Origin of the sequence: Syntrophomonas wolfei subsp. wolfei str. Goettingen G311, from assembly GCF_000014725.1 — a bacterium.
Classification (GTDB): domain Bacteria; phylum Bacillota; class Syntrophomonadia; order Syntrophomonadales; family Syntrophomonadaceae; genus Syntrophomonas; species Syntrophomonas wolfei.
The window spans coordinates 2,833,708-2,854,197 of the sequence record NC_008346.1; the positions used below are offsets into that span (position 1 = coordinate 2,833,708).

Genomic DNA, 20,490 nt, shown 5'->3' on the forward strand with positions numbered 1-20,490 from the left:
CTTATCTCCCAAAGCGAATAACCTTTCTCTCCTTTATCAGACCCTTGAGCTTTTTGCCCAGGCTGTTTACATAATTATCTACATCTGCTTCCGTGCGAAGGGCGTCCACCAGGGCGATTTCTTTGAGTTCCAGCATATGGATTTCCGGTTCATTAACCGGATCTCCCTCGTCACCTCCAGCAATTTTACCCTGTTTGGCTTCCAGGGCGGCTTTGATTTCAGCCAGCATCTTATCCCGGTAATTCGCACTCTGTTGAATAGCGGCGTCCAGCCGCTCAAAACCAATGCTGTCATCAATATATTTATATTTATCCTCATACCAGCTGTTGATGCCGACAGTAAACTTCTGTCGCTCCCCATTACCCAGACCATACTGCAGCAGGGCTTTTTGCAGTTGTTCATAATCTTTTTGCACTTTGGTTCGGCTATCCTCTTTATGCAGGTTCAGCCTTTCCTCAAACTGTTTATCCAGCCAGGAGCTCAGGTCTGGAATCTGAGAAATCTTGTGGTAGGGCGCCGGGTCGGCGATAATAGCCTGTAATTCTGCGTTTTTGTCCATGAATTCCTTTTCCTGCAAGTAGCTCTGGTTGTTTTCAATCCGTTTTACCATATTAAGTCCCTTATCAAAAATAACCTGCTGATGCTTGAAGAAGTTCTGTATCATTTTCATATTTTCATCCCAGTCCAACAAATCGTCCTGGTATTCTTTCAGTTTGCTCAGCAGGATGCTGTGATCCTGTTTATAATGCTGCAGTTCCTGGAAAATGTTTAGGCCCTGCATGACCAGGTCTTTACCGGGGTATTTCCTGCCTTCATAATGGCGGAGATAGTCGCGCTCAATCTGACCCGTTTTATCCGTTATCTTTGCTAATAGCTCCCGCATCAAGCCATCTTCATCGGAGGGTAAATTAACCACGTTGAATAAATCTTTGCCAATTTCGCGGGCGGTTTTAACCAGCTTTTCATCCAGGCTGACCCGTTTCTTAATCAGGATTTTCTCTACCTCGGTCTTTTTACGCAGGTAAGCGGGAATAGCTTTATCGCTTGTTTCCAAATAAGCCCCCTGGTAGTGCAGACGAATTTTTTGCTGCTTAAACAGGGTGGCGACCATGCCGGCGATGTCAATTTCCCGCCAGCCATAAGGGGCATCTTCAAACTTATCCAGCAGGTTTTTCATGGTAATCTGCAGGTGCTTCGCCTCCTGCAGGTCTATGTAGCTTAAGATTTCATCCAGGGCTAACTGGTTAAGTTCTTCCCCGCTTCCTATTATGGTGAACTGTTCCAGCTTTCGGTTCAGGATATCCAAAATATCCTGGTCGTTGTCCAGGAATTCTTTTACATAGGGCAGTTTGTTATAAACGCTTTCTGCCAGCAGTTTCAGCCCGTTATTCATCTTTTCCCGGGCACTGCTGCCGCGAGGATCGATTCTTTCTCCATTGGTATAATGGCGTCCCTTAAGCAGGGCATCCTCCAGCATTCTTTTAGCCCGGCTTTTACGCTCGCGGGCTTCTTCCTGTTTCTCAGCCATAATCTTTTTCAGGTTGGCGGGCAGGTTAGTCTGCTTGATTTTATCAAAGCGTTCTATTTTTAAGGCTGCTTGCATCTCTTCAAAATAGTCACTGCTTTCATCCAGGCGGATAATCAGGTCATTATTTCCGGCTGAGACCATCTTCAGTTCGGCTTCATCAGCATCATAATCATCAGAAGCCCGGGTTAAGATACGAAGTCCCATACGGGCAGTTTGACTGCCTATGTTGCTCTCGTCTATTTTGCGGTTAAAAGGGATAGGATAGCGTTTGCTATACTGGTACTTCTGATCCTCGTAAATATCATTGAATATATAGTTGCCAATTTCCTCCACCACAGCATTCCCGTCAATTACCGTGTTTCTGATTTCCCGGTTGATATCCTGCTCGTCATCAGTTAAGAAACGGTATTCATCTGCATTTTTCTGCACATAATTTTGGGAAATAAGCCGGTTCAGGGCTGCCTTAATGCTTTCTTTTAAACTTAGTTTATCTTCGTTTACCCCGGATATCATGAGGGTGGCAATGTTGTCCAGGTTGGCCGGAATATCCCCTATGTAGCGAATGAGGAATAAGAGCTTTAAAACCTCAACATCCCCGGCTTTTAGTCCTTCCTTATTATAAGCAGCTTCACCCGCCCGGATAATGACCCGCTGGATGCTGCCATCTAAAAACGCATGTACCGAATCATAAAAGGCATAAAAGGGAATGAGCACCCCCGCCTCTTCATCGGCATATTTACAGGCGGCATCCTGAAAGGCAGACAGCATCGACCTTTCTCCTTCGGACAGGTGTTTGCCGCTGGCCCCATACTTCCTAATCTGGGTAAATACCTCCTGCAGGAGTTTGAACTGATAAGGTACAAAGGGATAGGTAGCAGAGAAATCTTCTTCACCACCGTATCCCTTTAAATCAGCTACCGTGCCTTCGGAAAAATGGATGAGATTTTTCAGGGCAGCCGCCTGTTCACTGTAAATTAAACGCAGTTTATCGGCGGCATACTCCGATTTTTCCAGGATTCTTTTCTTGATGACTTCATCAACTGAGGCCGCTGAAAGGCTGAGGCGGGTTTTGAAACGGCCCTGTATCTTGGAGAAATCGTTGCCTTTTACTTTGGTAACGGAATCAATATCTTCCTGGGAAGTTACAATGACCCACACCTTACCTTTGCAATGGGTTCCCAGGTCTTCGGCCACGGTCTGCAGGTTTAACATCATCTCACTATTGTCACCAATGTACTGCCCCACCTCATCGGCCAGAAATACCAGGTGGAAGTTCTCCCCTTTACTGTCTACATAGTCCTTTACTTCCTGGGCAAATTGCTCGATGCTCAGCTTAGGGTTCTGGCTGTGGTTAAACCAATTTCTGGCGCTGTTCTCGGCCATACCGGCACTTTTACTGAGCGCTGCCACCACTGCATCTTCATCAAAGAAGAAACAACTGCGCCGTTCCTCCCAGGATTCTCCTTTTATTTCCGCAAAATCAGTTTTAAACTGCTCCAGTACCCCTTCCCGGTTAAGAAACTTTTCCAATTCGGCTACCTTGAAATCATCGCCGTAGTAGCCCAGGTGCTCATAGAATACTTTCAGGAAAACTTTAAGAATGGCTTCCTTATCAGTTTTCATCCCCAGTGGGCTTTTGGAATCTATATTAAAAAGGATAGTTTCGCATTCTACCCGTGATGCCCGCTCGATATCGGCATAGAGAACCTGATCAGTTATCTTGTCAGTAAAGAAAGCGACCGGTTTTGTACCTTTAACTTCATCGTTTTCCAGGAGGTAGGAAAGGATTTTTAAGAAGTGAGATTTACCGGAACCGAAGAAACCGGATATCCATACTCCCATTTCATCGGTATAGCCATCTATTCCCTTCTGATAGTTTTGATAGAAGCTAGCGATATGCTTATGCAGCTCTCTGGTAACCACATATTCGTCCAGTTCCTGGTAGCGGTTATCCTCATCATCCTGGGCAACCTTGATGACCCCTTTTATTTCCCGGTCTATTTTCTTTTTAAACATTTCCCGAACCAGCATATGTAAACCTCCCTATCCTGAATTGTTATTAGCAAGAATGTAAAGCCTCTCCCGCTTACATTTTACTTACGTTTTATTAAAGAGGCGGGAGGTGAATGGGCAGAATTGATAGACGGCCTTACACCTCACTTATTTCACTAACTGAAAAGCACGATAGTAATTTTCATCTTGAAAACGATTGAACAATTTCAGCGACTGTCCATCATAACTGCCCGGGAAGAAAAGCACCACCGGTAGTTGGTCAAACACATGATGGAGATTGTTTAAGATTTTGTGCGAACGCATAAAGGGATAAACTTTTCCTACCCCAGTAAGGAATAGTACATTGCCCGGCTTTTGCTCAAAAGTCATTTTATTGATGTAGTCCTCAAAACCGGCAGCTTGCATAATGGCATCGGCCAGCTGGGCCTGTCCCCGTTTTTCTTCCATTAATAGTATTGGCTCGAAAATCTTCTTCTCCCGGGTGATGTCCAGCAGAATTTCGTACAAATCGTATTCTATGATTCTGCGATTAGACCCTTCGTAGTTAAATTTGCTCTTTATATGTTTAATATAATCCCGAACCAGCATCTCATCGGCAGGGTCATAGTCAAATATGTAAAAACCGATTTCATTCCCCAGTCCTTTATTTTGAATGAATGATTCCGATTGTATCCTGGGGATAATCTGCTCTAATCGCTTGCTGGTGCTGTTCATTTTTCCATCTCCCCTTTTAAACTATGGTTCCCACGGCTTTTAAAAATTCTATTTCTCCATGCTCCCGGAAGTATTTTTCAACATCTTTGTCCAGGGTGAGTCGCTGTAGGGTTCCGGTATTACGATCAGCCAGAATACCGGCTTCAAAAATGATTCGGGGTAACACCCGTTTTAATTTGGCGATGGTTTCATCGCTCCACCGTGCTATATTCTCTTGCTGCTCCCTTTTGGCAACAAAGAATTCATTCAGGTCTCTTTTTTCAAGAACCAGGTTACCCTGTTCAAATTTATCTCCAATTATTTCGATTATAAAATCCAGCATGAGTTTATTAGTTTGCATTATGGCATACAGGTTGATGATTTTAGCCGTCGCCGATGGTTTTTCCGCCAAAAACCTGAGCAATGTCTCATCCAGGGTATCGACACGCTTTTGTACGGCATTAATTCTTTTGGCCAAGCTCTTTTCCGTAGCATACTGGAAGAGATTTTGGCTTTTTATCTCTTCCCGGATTTGCTGCTGGTTACGGCCACTCAGTTTGAGCCTGGCCACCTGCCTGCTTTCATAAAACAGGAAGGGCTCACCGGTCAATGCAGCACTATATTTAATTTCCGTCAAACTGCACCCACACTCCTATATTAACAAAACTCTATACATTGGGATTATCGCTGGAAGTCTGATTCGGAACAACACGGGGGTCGTTCCCTACCTACCCTTCGGTCGCTATTTATTACTTTTTGCAGTGACATCAATAATAATTTCCTGCGTAATAATTTGTTCTTTAATTTCTACACTAATGCCATTATTCCCTGCCAATTCCATTTATTATCAATTAAAAGTTAGCTCCTATTAAGTTTAGCAAATTAAACCGACATTAGTTTATCGCTGATTAATCATTAAACAGGTTATCACTCTCACAAAAAATAAGCGGGGCCTTAAAAGCCCTGCTTTTACTGTCTCCTTATGGTGGGCGCGGAGGGTTTCGAACCCACGACTGCTATATTTTCGGGAGTGTTAAAGATTGGTATTACATCATTATGAGCTTTGTTTTTCATATTTTTCTTTCTCACTTTTGCAGGCCGAATAAACGGTATGCCCAGGGTCTATAACAAGCAGTATAAAAAATAGGAGAAAATGCGAGAAAAGTGTCGCAATACAAAGAATACTCTTTTATAATATAGATATATGGTAGTCCTTTCCTGCAAATCTACACGAACCTTTTACTTTGGCTAGACTGGAAGTTATACTGGTTTTTCAAGGCGAAAATATCACATTTAGAAAGGATATGTATAATGCCAAGAACACTGAAGAACATTTTTATCGGCAGTTTTACTTTCTTACTTCTGTTGATATTAACCGGAATTACTACAGCTGCTCCGCAGCAAGAGGCAATCGTCACAGCATTCCATGATGTTAGTAGTAGTGATGCCAATCTTGTATATATAAACTATATGGCCCAACGGGGCATTATCAGCGGCTTCCCCGATGGCAGTTTTCATCCAGGTGAGGGTTTAACCCGAGCTCAAGCAGCCGTATGAAATGACCAGCGGCCAAGTTTTTGGCGCCCTGGCCAGTCAGTATACTGTCAGCAGCCAGGATACTGACGAAGAAAGCATAACCGGTAATAAATTCAGCCAAATAGCCAACCGCAATAATTACTCTGACCTGACGGCAGCCCAATCAAGCCCCCAGCCCTGGTATAAAACCGCCGAGAAGAAAAAAGACAAGATAAAAGTATATATGCCCTGGGGAGTAGTCACTATCAACGGCAGCTTCTGGAGCAACTATTCGAGCAGCAGCGGCAGTGGCATGAGCCTGCTGCAGGGAGAAGGGAGCTTAACCAGCGGCGCTGTGACCCGGAACCTCTCCCCCGGACAAAGTTCCGTGAGCGCTAGTGACGGCAGACCGCCATCGCTTCCCCATCTCATGAGCCCATCTGAAGCCCGCGAATGGACTCAGCAGCGCCACTGGTTAGGAGAGCGCGCCGCTGAGATGCAGGGCCAGCAGGAAGCAGGCGAACCCAGTAGTGGGAGCCAGGAACAGGGGAATGACCCCGGCAGTAACCTTCTGACCTATAAGCTTGACCAGGCCCTGGCCCAGGCAGAACAAACCGCCGCTGGCGCACCTTCTGGAAGCAGTGGTGGGAGTGGTAAACAAACCCCGGACTCATTTATAGATATGGAGACCTTTCTTAAGATGGCCATTCCTTATATTACATTTGAGCAGGGAGAAGACCCTGCTTATATTGCCCAGAAACAGGGCTTCATAAAAGATGAACCCAAAGGAGAAGTTTATCGGGATGATATTCTTTATTCACTTTTACGAATGACCTATGTCCCCATCCCCCCAAACGCTGATTTGCTACAACTGGCAAAAGAATATGGCATTATTTCTGCGAAGGATAAAACCATACCGGAAGAAAACATTAAAATCACTGCAAATACCGCTCTTCAGATGATGGTCAACGCGCGTAATACCTGGTATGAAAGACTGGAGGCGGAAAAGCCTGCCGAACCGTTGAATTTGATAAATTACTATATTTCAAACTCCACTTATACCTATCCGCAATTTATGTTTTCTGATGATGGTCAGGTTCTATGGTATACAGTAAGAGGAGGGCTGAAAGCTATAAATGTATCAGACGCCAGCGAGTCTGATCGGGTTCCGCGTAGCTGTTCTCCCAAAGAGGAGTACCCTGCCCAGGATGGCGAAACCGCAATAAATGTCTATGATAATTCCGGAGTTTTACGAGCTGTCTCCATTGAGGTTGCCAAACGCAGGAATTATGTTACTGATAAATATATTCTTTACCGGGAGGGCCCGGAAAAGCCATGGAAGCGTTTAATAGAATTCGACTTGTCTTTAACCCGGGATTATGAAATTATCGGCTTTAGCGCAGATAATACAAAAATGATTGTAAAAACCAATTTCTATGATAATTATGCCAGCCTCTATCAAGTTGACCCAGAAACCATGAGCAGAGAATTGATCTACCATAATTCTCATGCCGATGTAGCCGTAGAACTGGTCTCGGTACTTGCGGGCACTCCTGTTGTTAGCTTGAAAAATCCAGAGACAGGTGAACTCTTAACCGCTATATATATTGATGATAAAACCCGCTTGGTATGCTTAAGGGATGAAATGGCCACCATCATGGATAATGTTCGGGCAGATTTAGGAGAAAACCAGTTCCCGGTAGCCATTAGTCCGGACTTTGACTATTTAGTATTGCTGCACCGGGATGACCGGGATTATGGCAGTTACCGGCTGTATAATGTTGAAAGCAGGAAGGATACCCTTCTTTTATCGTCGGATATACCTATAAAGGATGTTGGACATAGCTATCCGGTATCTTTCAAAGCAAGTGATGGTCATACCGTATTTGGATATCTGACCTTACCACCTGGCAAAAGTCCGCGCAATCTACCATTAATAGTAAATGTCCATGGTGGACCTCAGGCTAGATATGTGTGGACCCCAAACGAATATGCCTTGTTGGCTTCAAACCTTGATATTGGGGTATTGTCTGTTGATTTCCGCTTTTCCATCGGATATGGCAACGAATACAGCGATTCAGCCAGTAAAAATATGCCACTAGCCCAACAAGATGTTTTCGAAAGTGTTAATTGGGCAATAAATAATGGCATTGCAGATCCTGAATGCATTGGAATTATGGGGCACTCCTATGGAGGATATATTTCCTTTTATCAAGCAGCAGTTCATCCAGATGTCTACAAAGCGGTCATTTCTTTGATGGGCGTATGGGATTGGACAGATTTGGGGCTTGAATTAATACAAGACGATCCTGTTCCAGATTATCATAGATGTTCTGCACCCGAACCTTATACTGAGCTGGCCCAAGTATTGTCTCCATCAAGCTATGCCGATAAACTCAAATCCCCTATTTTAATTATCTATGCCGGCCAAGATGACGCAGTATATCCCAGTCAGAATATAAGGGCCATTAAAGAGCTCACAGAAGCAGGGAATACGCCCCAGGTACTCTATCTGCCTGATAGCGGCCATACCCCCGATACATTAGAAAATATAACTGCCGTCTTTGAGGAAATAAAGAGTTTTTTAGATGAGCAAATGAAGGCCAATCCATGGATAATATCCCGGAGGAATGCAAGCGAGAACTGATTCGCCTAACTGACCTGGAGATAAAACCATGCAAGGCCTGTTATCGCTGTCTACAACCTGATAACGCTTGTCCAGTCCGAGACGATTTCAATTTTGTAATTGAAAAAATTAGAGGGGCGGATGCGCTTATTATTGGAGTTCCAGTATATTTCCTGGGGCCACACGGCTATTATAAAATGCTAACTGATCGGCTGCTGGGGTCACAGAATTATTCCCAAGATACGCATAGTGCAGCATATTTCATTAGCATTTCCATATTGCGGTTAGAATTACGCAGGTATTCTACCATCATTTCCTTTCCTCCCGTACGATAATGCTTCAGCAACATTAATCATACAAGATTGGAATATTAAGGTGGCCTATTTTTTCTCCAGCATCTGGCCTAATTTTAGGGTAGCATTAATACCACTATAAGCGGGTCACAAACCCGTGCCGACAATGAAGTACTGGGCCTATTATTTAACACGATATGAGGCGTGCAGATAATCCCTCCAGTTTTAGGCTTGATGGTATTTTCCATTAATCCCACCATATCTATCCAGACGGAATACTGGCCTATTCTTAATCCTTAGTTTAGTGCCTGGCACCTCATGTCATATTAGCACGAAATTAATAGATTTATAAGGAAGTTGGTAATATCATTGTATTAACAATAACTTAGTTTAAGTCGGGAGGTGATAGCAAAGTATTATCCACAGCCATTAAAAATATCAGTAAATACAAGACAAAGGGAATAGGGGATATTTTATTATGAAAAAGGGTTTTTGTCACAATTCAAAATTATTAATTTCAATCGTATTGGCTGTATCATTATTAATGACATCAGTACCTGATGCCTTTGCTGCAACGATAAATACTGCCTCAATATCCGGTGTTGTTACTGGTCAGGGCGGTACTCCACTTCCTGGAATATTAGTGCTGTTATACAAAAACTATGAACGTATTTCAACCGCCAATACTGATACAAATGGCCAGTATTCTTTTGGCGACCTTAGCTCTGGTTCATACAGAATGTTGTTCAGTCCGACTTCATATAATCAAAAAAATGGAACAACATATGCTTACCAGCGTTCTCCATATAGTTCCACGAGTTTATCGAGTCCGATTACACTTAGCGACGGGCAGTCGTTATCCATTAACACTCAATTAGAGAACGCCGGTTTTATTTCGGGCAAAGTATATGATCCAGACGGCAAACCGTTAACCGGAATAATGGTATGTGAAGTATATGAAGGCAGTACATATGGGAGGAATTATACAAATACAAGCGGAGAATATATTATAACCCAACTTCCGGCGGAGAATTACAAAGTACACTTTGATCCGGCAGAACACAATGCCCAATACGGCACTGATTATTTGGAACAGTGGTATAACAATAAGCCTGGTTCTAACCTTGCCGATGAAGTAGCAGTTATCCAAGGACAAACTATAAATGCGGACGCTTACCTTCAAATCTCCTCCGGTACGGTTTCGGGACTTAAGGCAAAGGCATGCGGCAACCAAATCAGTTTAAGCTGGTCAGCCTTTCCCGGAGCGCAGAGTTACAGCATTTATCGTACCTCCCGCTTTTTCGGAATTAACTACCAGAAAATAGATGCTACAACATCCTCTTCCTACACGGATAGCAATTTGCCTCTATCTACTGACTATTGGTACAAGGTAAAGCCGGTAACGGCCATAGGTGAGGGGAGTTTTTCAGCACCGGTCCGTACCAAGACGGGTGATACTATTATCACTGATCCGGGGGTAATAATAAGCACCGTAGCTGGAAATGGCACTGCGGGGTATTCAGGAGATGGCGGGCCCGCCACCTCTGCCCAATTAAATACCCCCCGGGGAGTGGTATGTGATGGTGCTGACAATTTGTACATTGTAGACGGTGACAACCAGCGTATACGTAAGGTCGACACATCCGGGAAGATAAGCACCGTAGCTGGAAATGGTACCCACTGGTTTGAAGGAGATGGGGGACCCGCAACCGCTGCCGGATTATACGATCCTATAGGAGTAGCATGTGACAGTAGTGGGAATTTGTATATTGCAGAAAGTAACAGTAACTGCATACGCAAGGTGGACAGCTCCGGGAAGATAAGCGTTGTAGCTGGAATTGTTACACAAGGGTGGGCTACGTATGAAGGAGATGGAGGCCTCGCAACTTCAGCCAGACTGAATTATCCTTTTGGTGTAGCATGTGATGGTAGCGGGAATTTGTATATTGCAGATCGCGGCAATCACCGCATACGAAAGGTGGATACTTCCGGTATAATAAGCACCGTAGCTGGAAATGGCACTGCGGGGTATTCAGGAGATGGCGGGCCCGCCACCTCCGCCCAATTAAAGGATCCTGTTGGGGTAGCATGTGATAAAAATGGTAATTTGTACATTGTAGATAAAGATAACAATCGCATACGCAAGGTAGACAATACCGGGAAGATAAGCACTGTAGCTGGAAATGGTACTGGTGGATATGCAGGGGATGGGAGCCCCGCAACCTCTGCTCAAATATGGGTTCCTTATGGAGTTACTTTTGACAACAATGGTAATATGTACATTGCAGATATGAATAACAAGCGTATCCGTAAAGTAGACCCTTCGGGGATAATCACCACGGTAGCCGGAAATGGAAGCTGGAAGTATTCCGGAGACGGAGGACCTGCAGAAGCTGCCGGATTATGTAATGCTGTTGGGGTGGCGTGTGATAGCAGCGGTAATTTGTATATAGCAGATAGTCATAGCAACTGCATCCGTAAGGTGGTTTTAGGTACAACACCAAACAATACTATCACTTTCCCCGACCCCAACCTGGAAGCGGCCATCAGAGAAACACTCGACAAACCGACTGAAGACATTCTAAATACTGACATAGAAAATATTACAGAACTGGCATTAAACTTCAAGGGCCTAGCTTCCCTGGAAGGGATACAACACTTTACCAGCCTACAAACGCTATACTTGGCCGGGAATGGCATAACAGATCTTACTCCATTGCAGTCACTCCGCAACCTGCAGTACTTGGATATTTCCAATAATGCTATAACTGACCTGGGCCCCTTGACTAAACTCAGCAATTTGCAGGGCCTGGATTTTTCGTACAACCAGCTAACCGATATTCAGGCATTGGCCAACCTTACCGACTTACGCTATCTTGATTTTTCTTACAATGATGGGGTGGGTGTGTTGGAGCCACTGCGCAACCTGATCGGCTTAACCGATTTGTTTATAGCCGGCATCAGAGATTCAAACCCCGCCCAAGTTGCCCTCTGCAGCGTCTCTAGCAACCAAAGCACTGATATTGGAGCAATACTGGCCGGTCTTAAGAACTTGGAGAACCTGGACATATCCAATAATGAGCTGCCCGATATCACCTTCGTCAACCAGCTGCCGAATTTAAAAACCATCGATGCATCGAACAATACCATAGTCGATACCACACCGCTGGAAACCCTGTCTAACCTCGAGAAAGTGAGCCTGTATAATAATAACATCACCAGCATCAGTTCTCTAGTCAAGATACCTTCATTACAGGAAATCAACATCTCTGGCAACCAGGTCGGGGGTATCAGTCAAATTGAACAGTTAGCTAATCTAACTAAACTGGACCTGACCGCCAACCCTATATCCGACCTGACTCCTTTGACCCTTTTACAGGATACCGTAGAAGTAAACCATGAAGAATTCACCGAGCCCTACACTTCTTGGGAGGAAAGAACCGACATACCTATAAACAGAACCTGGAAAATAGAATTCAGCCATGCGGTCGATACAAGCACCGTTAACCCGGATACCATTGTGGTGAAAGAGCAAAATAACCAACCGGTTACCGTTAATATAAGCAGAGGAGATACTGACAACACAGTATTGCTCGAACCACCCGCCGGTGGATACAAGGCAGGTCAATGCTACTACCTCTTTATCAAAAAAGGCATTGGTTCAAGCGATGGCAAAGTTTTACAAAACAACATCAGGATGAAATTCACTATAGCAGGCACTGACAGTCCCGCTGGTCATAAACTCCAGTCATTGCCAATAGTGATCCAACTGGTTGGAGGGGTACTGACCCTGAGGGACTTCTGTATTTTCACCAATAACATATTAAAAATTTGTGACCAAAACAAGTTTATCGAACATTTCATTCACAAAACCAACTTTACAGATGATCTCCCGCTGGCCAAGGCCATCGATAATCCAACGATGTTAAATACTGCACGCAACAGCCCACACATGTTCAGACAAACCCTTAAGGTATTGAATCTTGAGGACAAGGTGCCTGCCAGCGCAACCAATGACTATTTGCAAGATATAGCAAAAGAAATCGGCAGGTTCAAGCTGTGCAGCTTTCCCACTGAAACTCAGATCATGGGCGCGATTTCCGACACCGTAGAGGAACTAAAACAGGGTTTCGTAAGTAGGAACACACTGGCTGAATACCAGGATGAAAAGAATAATGTGAATTACCAGGTCAAGAACAGGTGGGTAATCCTACCGGGGTTGCGAATCGAAGGCACCAAAACCGTCAAAGTAGGACAAACGACCAAACTAAGCGCCCTGGCCAACGTACATTATTCAATGAAGGACAATCAGAATAAATGGCGAACCGTAAAAACGAACATCGATGCTTCGGATCTTACTGACAGCCTTTGGGCTGCATACAATAACTTGAAGGCAGACAATTACAATCCTTCGGACATAATCGCCACCGTTACCCAGGATGGTACTGTAACCGGCTACAATCCGGGCAAAGTCAAGGTAGCGGTTATGTATGGCGGCAAGCTTGCCATCTGTACTATCAAAGTAGTTAAATAGGAGGGATGAGGGGACAATCGGGTAGGAGGCTACCCATTAATTGGGTAGCCGTTCTCCCACACCACCGTACGAACCGTTCGGTATACGGCGGTTCCAAAGCGGGTAAAAAACATAAAACTAGCGGGGGCTTGTACCCCCGCTATATCCGCTTGGAACCTCCCGGCTGCTCTACTTCAGGTATGTGGGAGGATTCAGAAGGACACAGAAGAATCGTCCCCCTGTGCCCTCCTCTGTGTCCTTTGCTAGTTATTTAACGTAAAGTTATAAGATACATTTGTGAAATACTTTCCTGATTTATCAGTTATTGTAGGATTGTCGCCCCAATACTCTTTCCCCAGGTTGATTTCGTGAAACTGAAGCTTTGAAAAGCCTGCGCGTTCATGACCGAGCTTTCCCGACATGATGACTGCATGATCTTCTTTACGAAGATTCAAATCTCCAGTGACCGCATCCGTATATTCATACGTGGTCACATATTCCTTCACGTCATCCGGATTAGCCGGTTGAAGAGGACTTATATCCTTTCTGAAGTAAAACGAGTTGAAACTAACGGTAGCCGTGCCGGTGCCAAGAAAGTCATCAAAAGTGCCCGAGAGTTCAAAATTATTAACCTGGATTTTGTTTGATCTATTTACAGCCTGCCGCCCATCATCGGCAAATGCCACCGATGCCAAAAAGCTACCATCCGGCTTAAGCTCTATGCTGTCGATTCGCTTCAGCGCCGTAGCCATAGCCCAATCGACAATTTTGCTTTCACTGCCATTCACGAAGATAAGGTTGCCGTCAGGTCCGCCGAGCCTCACCTCAGTTTGCGGTGCTTTCAAAGTAAAGCCTATCCGAAGTTTCGGTTCATCCTCACCGGGCTTATCGCCGGGTGCATAGAGCGCTATCGTATTTGGACAACCTGCCTGAATAAAGCCTAGCATCGTAAAGCGAGTGGAAATTGCGCCGTCCTTATTAAGGGTCCCCGTCCAGTTCTTTTTAACCGCCGCATCCGAAAGCGGCTCAAAACGCACTACATAGCCGGCATATTTCGGCTGTGCGCCTTTGGCAACATCTTCAACAATCGTAAAATCAATGTACTGGTTATAAAATGCCCGCATATCATTTAAGCTTTTGACATATTCCGCATGTGCCTTTTGCTGCATATAATTTCGCACCGATGCGGAAACAGGGTAAAGGCGATCATATAGATTGGCCTTGTAGTCCGCTACTAAGGCCTCGATTTCCGCACTGGTGGGATAGCTCATACGTATAATACCCAGCTCAGAGGCAACTTCTGCCTGTGTATCGGCACCAATGTCCCAAAATACACGGGCATAGCGATCAACTTCTGCTTCGATGGCTGCCTTGACCGCAGCTTCGTCGTTCGGATTATCCTCTACGATCTTAATGAGCACCTGTCGCCAGTCTTTAAGCGTCCGCGCCTGGTAAGGGCCGCTTCTGAAAACATCGTTAAAATGCTTATAAACCATCCCGATGTTTTCCATCTTGATCTCCATGCCCTGCTCAAACATGGTGCTTATCGTATAGTCGAACACCCATATGCCGGACATCGCCAAGCCCAAAGCGGCACTTTCAGAAAAGCCCAGAGCAAAAGTGGCAACATCCTTGTACAGATTAAGTATATCCTCCTTTGAAGCATCGCTTTTAAGCATGGTGCTGCCTATTTTAACCACGGCAACGGCTTTGCCCAGGTTGCCCAGTTTCTTATATGCCTTATCTGCCAGTGCGGTGTCGAATACCGGATTCCCAAGAGAAGCTATGGTTATCGGGTTTGTTACTATATCTAAGCCAGAGGAAAGACTTCCGGACAAATCAAAGACGTCGGACACAAGGGATGCAGCAAGGCCAACAGCGATTTCTCCATCGGCACCGCCTTTAGCCACATACTCTGCCAGTGCGTTAGTGGCGGTCTCGGTGTCTACTTTCAAAAGATCTGCATAAACATCAGATATATAAGCATAACGCAGACCCTCATTCTTAACATGAAACACGCCATAGCGGGAAAGGTGGTCTGTGTAGATAAGCAGTTCTTTCTTTGCTGCGTCCACCTCATACAGTACATCTTCCCATCGGCCAGTAGTTTCATTATAGTATTTTGCACCGACACAACGGCTTGCATCCTGCCCGGCCTCACAATAGCTGTCATCGTAGGGGATGCGTATGGTAATGAAATCATCAAGCTCCGTCATGTTCCCAAGATTGATATCATAGGGCTCAATTTTATAGCCTGTTTCAACATTCTCCTCCGTCTGTTGCGGTGTTACGACAAGTTCGGTCTCTTCTTCCAGTACATAGTCACCAAGTGATACAGTGATACCACTGTCCGTGGTAACGGATGTGTTTTCCGGAGAAAGGGTTGATTGCGGCGATGTTGCAGTAACAAACTCTTTCTTCGCCGGCTGTGCCAGTACTTTCCCTTGTTGTGATTTTACTCCTTCAACAATCAAGGTGTATGCGGTATTGTGTTCGTAGCCGCCCGCAGGTGGTTTCAACTTGATGGATGCCCCATCAGGCTGAATCTCGGGTGCCGGATTGGGCACGGTTTGTCCGTCACTGTTCTTAATGACTTTAATTTCTTTAATCTGACCCATATTTAGTGGTTCTTGAGCCAGAGGCTTGTTAAATTTAATCGTCCATTCCTTGTTAATCTCGATGTTGTATTCCCGAAAAAAAGTTTTGTATTCGGTTGAGGCAGCTAATGTGCTAGTTGAGATAAAGAGTGTAAAAAACAGTACCAAGCAAAATACTTTGAATCTAATAGTAGACATTTTGATCCCTGATTCCTAAAACATATCATTTTTCTATGATACTGCCAGGAAACCAGGTTCTTCACCTCCCTTTAAGTTTTTTCTGGGCAATTACAGGGACAGATTACCTGGTTAAGAGTATTCATTATTCTTTATTCCCTGAGTTTCTGATCTTGCTGAAGGAAGAAACTGATTGTTACGTCTGCCGCTACCTACGATACTATTAATTTGGTTCTCTCCACTACATTGCATTTCTTGACGATGGCATCCTGAGCATATGCAGGTACAACTAGCCCGATACTCAGGAGCAGACAAAAAACATCACCAGGATAACAGTTTAGCAACCATTTTTATCCCCTTTGCATTTAAATCTAATTCCTTTACTTACGCAAAAAAGATAGATGTACTATACTATATAATTAAAAATCACTCTATGCAAAACAAATAATTCCTGCAATTGCTATCAATATTTGGGATGGCCTGACCCCTTAATTCTAGAGAAAGTATCGATTGCACCTCCATTTTTTACAAAATATTAGTGTCACCTTCCCGAAAAATATTGTTCTCCGTAACCATTAATTCATATTTTACTTTTTCCCCACCTTGGGTAACATTTCCTCCTAAATTTCGAGCAAAAATAAAACCGCACAGACCACCGGTGTTGGCATTACTCTGCTGCTTAGAATAGCAGATATTTGGCTACATCTGGTTCTAACTTGTGGGCAATTTTGTGGGCAACTTTTTATTCTCCAAATAGCTAAAAATAGTCTAAGAATAGTGAAGAATATGCCAGAGATGCATCTTGTGGACACTCTACAATTTTAAAGTAGATATTGAATTGAGACTTTTGCATAACTCAAAAAAATCCGTATAGCAAAAGCAAATATTTGAGTAACACAGCGCCACCGCTTTACAGTAAATTACAGTTAGTCAATCTAGTTACATTCGTTAATAAATAATTTCAGTAATTGGGCATACTCCTCCCTTTAAAGGGATAGTTCTTAAAAAACTGATAAAATATTATGCTGCTGATGATCTAGTACTGCTGTCTTGGTTTATTGCTATTACAGCTGCAATCATAGTTATAGCGCAGAGATAAGCGTGGGTTTCAACCTTAGTTATTTTTCTAACGTTTAGCCCGTCTTCTAAACCCAAGTTTTCCTTAAAACGGCTGAAACAGCGTTCTGAGTAGGTTCTCAAATTATATTGCTTCTGCCAGTTAGCAGAGCCCCGGTGGGGACTTGAAAATAACCTGGGATCGTCTTTAACTTTAGTTTTTACCACCATTCCATAGTTGCTATCAGAACACCAGGCGGAGCCAAAAGGACAGTCGCATTTACCCATAATATGAGGACATCTAAACTTGTTTACTCCCTGATAGGAACCCCAGTACACCATCCGATACCTAGCAGAACAGATGGGAGTTCCATCCCAATCAAAACCTTCTGGAGGTTGTTTAGCACCCCGCTTATTCAGGGCAATGATAGCTTGGGCGTGGTATTTATCTCTGATTACAGAATATATTTCACGGTGGTCATAGCCAGCATCCATCAGGAAGTAAACTATTTTGGACTGAGTATTGGCACAACATTTCTCAACCAACTCCAAAGCTACACTGGAATCAGAACAATTGGCCGGCGTTACCTTCATTGCTATGGGAAGCCCGGACCTTACATCGGTGCCAATATGGAGCTTGTAGCCAAACCACTTGATAGGGTTGCCGTTGGTATCACTCTTAATACCCCAATCAGCGGCATTACCATCCTGGATGATATTCTTGCGGGGAACGGACTTTTCATAAGCTTCTACCTTGGTAGCGTCAATTGCTACTGAACTAAGATCAAGAAGGCCCATTTCCTCTGCTTGTTTAACCAGGGAAGTAAACAATGTTTCTAAACAACCGCTCTGAGCAAGTTTTGAATAAAACCGGCTAAAACATGATTTGCTAGGCGCGGTACCAAATGGTTCAAAACCGCAAACATACCGTAGATGAGGATCATAAGTAAGTCGTTCAACCAGTTGAGTAAAGGTACCCATGTTCTCTAGTCTCATAGCTATCAGGGCATTTAACATCGCATAGGCTGGGTATGGTTTTGGTCCAACTCTTATCTCGCCAGGTTTATCTAATTTGCAAAGAACTGGTTTTAGATCAAGGGTGTTAATTATTTTCTCAAGCCTTGATTTCGGTTGTATTTTTAATGCGTCTTCAAAGGAGAAAATACAGTTCTGTCGAATATTCATAAGTGACTTCGCCTCCTACGGGTTATTTGTTTTGTCACTTATTAATTCGGCAAAATGGGGGTGAAGTCCTTTTTCTGTACGACTCAAACCCCATTATTTTGGGTCTTAACTAATGTGCAAAAGTCTCAATTATAAATATCCTTTGCATCGTCGAGCAGTGTTTTTAATTGGGCAGGGTCATCTATATTGCCTACGTTAACCTGGTAATGCTTTTTATTATATTGTCCGCGGTAAGTCTCAACTTTTAACCAACCAGACATAGGATAAATGGTTACTATGTTTTCCGATTTACCTGCAGGTTGCTTGGCTTTGAAAGTAAAATTCTTTCTAAGTTTACCAGTCTTATGTATACCTCTCCATTCTGGATAAAATCTAAACCCTTCATTTTCAAATAAGGCAATTAGCTTACTAACTAATTCTCCCAAATTACTTGTTAATTTTAAATTCTCAAAATCCTGACTATTTAAAAAGCGTTCTTTACGATCCAAATTAAAAACCTCCCAAATTCAAATTAAGCCACTATACTTTACTAACCCCCTACACCGCCCCTAACGCCTTGAACACCGCATCAATGGGATCGGAATAGAAGATTGGTTGTACTTTAATCAGCAGTTCCGGGGGGCGCAGCAACAAATGCCATTTCATCGCCGGTTCTAACTGAGTTGGCTCCAGGCCGGTGGAACGAATCTGCTCAATCTGTTCTCGTTCCATCTTTTCCTCCGCTGTTTGGGCTTAATAAACTTTGTCCACCGATAATATCTCATCGGTGGACTGTTCATTGGCTAGAAGAATATAGTTATAAACAAGCTCTAAAACCTTTATATCGGTAGTCGGCGTATTCTTATAGTTCTATCACTTACTGATATTATTACCCCGGATTGAATATCACCAGCACATTTTACAAGAACTTCGGATAGTCGGGAATTAACTATTTCTGACCTTTCATCACTTAATCTAAATATTATTACTGCTGGTATTATCTGCTCACTAATAGCTACCAGGTACCCGAAGTCTAAATCCATAGTTAGTAATATTCTATTTTCTCTGGCTGCTTTTGCAAGCACTTCGTTATCTGGTGAACGCTGTAACCTTTCCTCGCGTAAATGAACAGCATCAAAACCTTGTCGGCGTAGCCAGGAAATAGTGTGTTGAGATATTCCCATATCCGCCAAAAACCTCATACATTTACCCATATACCTGTTCCCTGGCCAACCAGGCAGCATATTCTAAAGCCTGTTGAATGTCTTCCACTTCCAGATCGGGATATTCTTGAATTATGTCCGTAAAGCTTTTACCCCGTGCAACCAGTCCCACCAGTAAGGAAACAGTAATCCTCATACCACGAATGCACGCCTGCCCCCCCATGATGGATTGGTCGAAGGTTATACGATTATAACCTAGCATGGTAATTCCCCCTAATTTCTTATTTCCCGATATTATAGCCTGGCTATGTAAATTATATCACGAAACATATTCCACCAATAAATGTTAACTGCTATATCGATGAAGATTACTATTAGCTGTACCACCGATTGGTAATAACAACCAATATCTTTCGGCCTGGGTAATAGGTAAAACTTATGTTATATCTTCGCCAGCAGTTCGCCCAGTTTGGCGTAGTTGACTTTAACGCGGTCATCGAGGTCAAGGGGGATGCGCATGTCGGCGTAGTGGTGTACCAGTTCTTCGTATTTTTTCAGTTCCAGGGTTTGTTTGTCCAGCCGGGTGAGTTCTTTGGCGGCCTTGCGGGCTGAGCAGGAGGTTTGGTAGGAGTCCCAATCGGATTTGGAAATGTCAATCATTTTCTGTATACCTATATCAAAAAAGCTATTGCTACTTAATTTTTCAGAGGAGTACCCTGCCCAGGATAGCGAAACCGCAATAAATATCTATGATAATTCCGGAGTTTTACGAGCTGTCTCCATTGAGGTTGCCAAACGGATAATGTTCGGGCAGATTTAGGAGAAAACCAGTTCCCGGTAGCCATTAGTCCGGACTTTGACTATTTAGTATTGCTGCACCGGGATGACCGGGATTATGGCAGCTACCGGCTGTATAATGTTGCAAACAGGAAGGATACCCTTCTTTTATCGTCGGATATACCTATAAAGGATGTTGGACATAGCTATCCGGTATCTTTCAAAGCAAGTGATGGTCATACCGTATTTGGATATCTCACCTTGCCACTGGGCAAAAGTCCGCGCAATCTACCATTAATAGTAAATGTCCATGGTGGACCAACCACGGTTGATTAATTCGTTAAGATCATAGTTTATACTGGTTAATGCCAAAAT

16 protein-coding genes are annotated in these 20,490 nt (G+C 43.8%); 5 read left to right on the forward strand and 11 right to left on the reverse strand.

The annotated features are described in order from the left end of the window. Position 1: 1 nt before the first annotated feature. The 3 genes from brxC to SWOL_RS12925 form a co-directional block, all read right to left on the reverse strand. Positions 2-3,559, reverse strand: coding sequence for a BREX system P-loop protein BrxC (gene brxC / locus SWOL_RS12915; protein WP_011641865.1), 3,558 nt, complete (start codon positions 3,557-3,559; stop codon positions 2-4). 129 nt (positions 3,560-3,688) lie between these two features. Then, positions 3,689-4,255 carry a DUF1788 domain-containing protein gene (locus SWOL_RS12920; protein ID WP_011641866.1) on the reverse strand — a complete coding sequence of 189 codons (567 nt, stop codon included), beginning with the start codon at positions 4,253-4,255 and terminating at the stop codon, positions 3,689-3,691. A gap of 16 nt (positions 4,256-4,271) precedes the next feature. Further along, positions 4,272-4,871 carry a DUF1819 family protein gene (locus tag SWOL_RS12925; protein ID WP_011641867.1) on the reverse strand — a complete coding sequence of 200 codons (600 nt, stop codon included), beginning with the start codon at positions 4,869-4,871 and terminating at the stop codon, positions 4,272-4,274. 674 nt (positions 4,872-5,545) lie between these two features. Between SWOL_RS12925 and SWOL_RS12930 the strand changes: the two genes are divergently transcribed. From SWOL_RS12930 to SWOL_RS13825, 4 genes are all read left to right on the forward strand, one after another. Further along, positions 5,546-5,791 carry an S-layer homology domain-containing protein gene (locus tag SWOL_RS12930; protein ID WP_011641868.1) on the forward strand — a complete coding sequence of 82 codons (246 nt, stop codon included), beginning with the start codon at positions 5,546-5,548 and terminating at the stop codon, positions 5,789-5,791. 1 nt (position 5,792) lies between these two features. Continuing rightward, positions 5,793-8,396 (forward strand): alpha/beta hydrolase family protein, encoded by a 2,604-nt coding sequence (locus SWOL_RS12935; protein ID WP_011641869.1) that lies wholly within the window; start codon positions 5,793-5,795, stop codon positions 8,394-8,396. Further along, a complete protein-coding gene (locus SWOL_RS14130; protein WP_011641870.1) occupies positions 8,360-8,710 on the forward strand; it encodes a flavodoxin family protein in 351 nt (116 codons plus the stop codon). Before SWOL_RS12935 ends, SWOL_RS14130 begins: the two co-directional genes overlap by 37 nt. A gap of 436 nt (positions 8,711-9,146) precedes the next feature. Beyond that, positions 9,147-13,202, forward strand: coding sequence for a leucine-rich repeat domain-containing protein (locus SWOL_RS13825; protein ID WP_011641871.1), 4,056 nt, complete (start codon positions 9,147-9,149; stop codon positions 13,200-13,202). Positions 13,203-13,444: 242 nt separating this feature from the next. Here the strand turns inward: SWOL_RS13825 and SWOL_RS12945 are convergent, their stop codons facing one another. The 8 genes from SWOL_RS12945 to SWOL_RS12970 form a co-directional block, all read right to left on the reverse strand. Further along, complete coding sequence (locus SWOL_RS12945) at positions 13,445-15,976, reverse strand: hypothetical protein (RefSeq protein WP_011641872.1); 2,532 nt, start codon at positions 15,974-15,976, stop codon at positions 13,445-13,447. A gap of 191 nt (positions 15,977-16,167) precedes the next feature. After that, entirely contained in the window at positions 16,168-16,299 is a 132-nt protein-coding gene (locus tag SWOL_RS15110) for a hypothetical protein (RefSeq protein WP_278078269.1), read from the reverse strand. A gap of 676 nt (positions 16,300-16,975) precedes the next feature. Continuing rightward, positions 16,976-18,196, reverse strand: a complete 1,221-nt coding sequence (locus tag SWOL_RS12950; RefSeq protein WP_011639960.1) for a transposase — start codon at positions 18,194-18,196, stop codon at positions 16,976-16,978. A gap of 125 nt (positions 18,197-18,321) precedes the next feature. Then, positions 18,322-18,684 (reverse strand): hypothetical protein, encoded by a 363-nt coding sequence (locus SWOL_RS12955; RefSeq protein ID WP_011641873.1) that lies wholly within the window; start codon positions 18,682-18,684, stop codon positions 18,322-18,324. A gap of 49 nt (positions 18,685-18,733) precedes the next feature. Further along, the gene (locus SWOL_RS14495; protein WP_155814243.1) at positions 18,734-18,907 is read right to left on the reverse strand and encodes a hypothetical protein; all 174 of its coding nucleotides are present in this window, start codon (positions 18,905-18,907) and stop codon (positions 18,734-18,736) included. Between the two features lie 107 nt (positions 18,908-19,014). After that, a complete protein-coding gene (locus SWOL_RS12960; protein WP_011641874.1) occupies positions 19,015-19,389 on the reverse strand; it encodes a DUF5615 family PIN-like protein in 375 nt (124 codons plus the stop codon). Further along, positions 19,382-19,600: a DUF433 domain-containing protein gene (locus SWOL_RS12965; protein ID WP_011641875.1), complete on the reverse strand. Its 219-nt coding sequence runs from the start codon at positions 19,598-19,600 to the stop codon at positions 19,382-19,384. The genes SWOL_RS12960 and SWOL_RS12965 overlap by 8 nt, the downstream gene beginning before the upstream one ends. Positions 19,601-19,779: 179 nt before the next feature. Then, positions 19,780-19,998 (reverse strand): hypothetical protein, encoded by a 219-nt coding sequence (locus tag SWOL_RS12970; RefSeq protein ID WP_011641876.1) that lies wholly within the window; start codon positions 19,996-19,998, stop codon positions 19,780-19,782. A gap of 210 nt (positions 19,999-20,208) precedes the next feature. Here SWOL_RS12970 and SWOL_RS14500 point away from each other — a divergent pair, with 210 nt between their 5' ends. Continuing rightward, positions 20,209-20,451 (forward strand): alpha/beta hydrolase family protein, encoded by a 243-nt coding sequence (locus SWOL_RS14500; RefSeq protein WP_011641877.1) that lies wholly within the window; start codon positions 20,209-20,211, stop codon positions 20,449-20,451. Positions 20,452-20,490 lie beyond the last annotated feature (39 nt).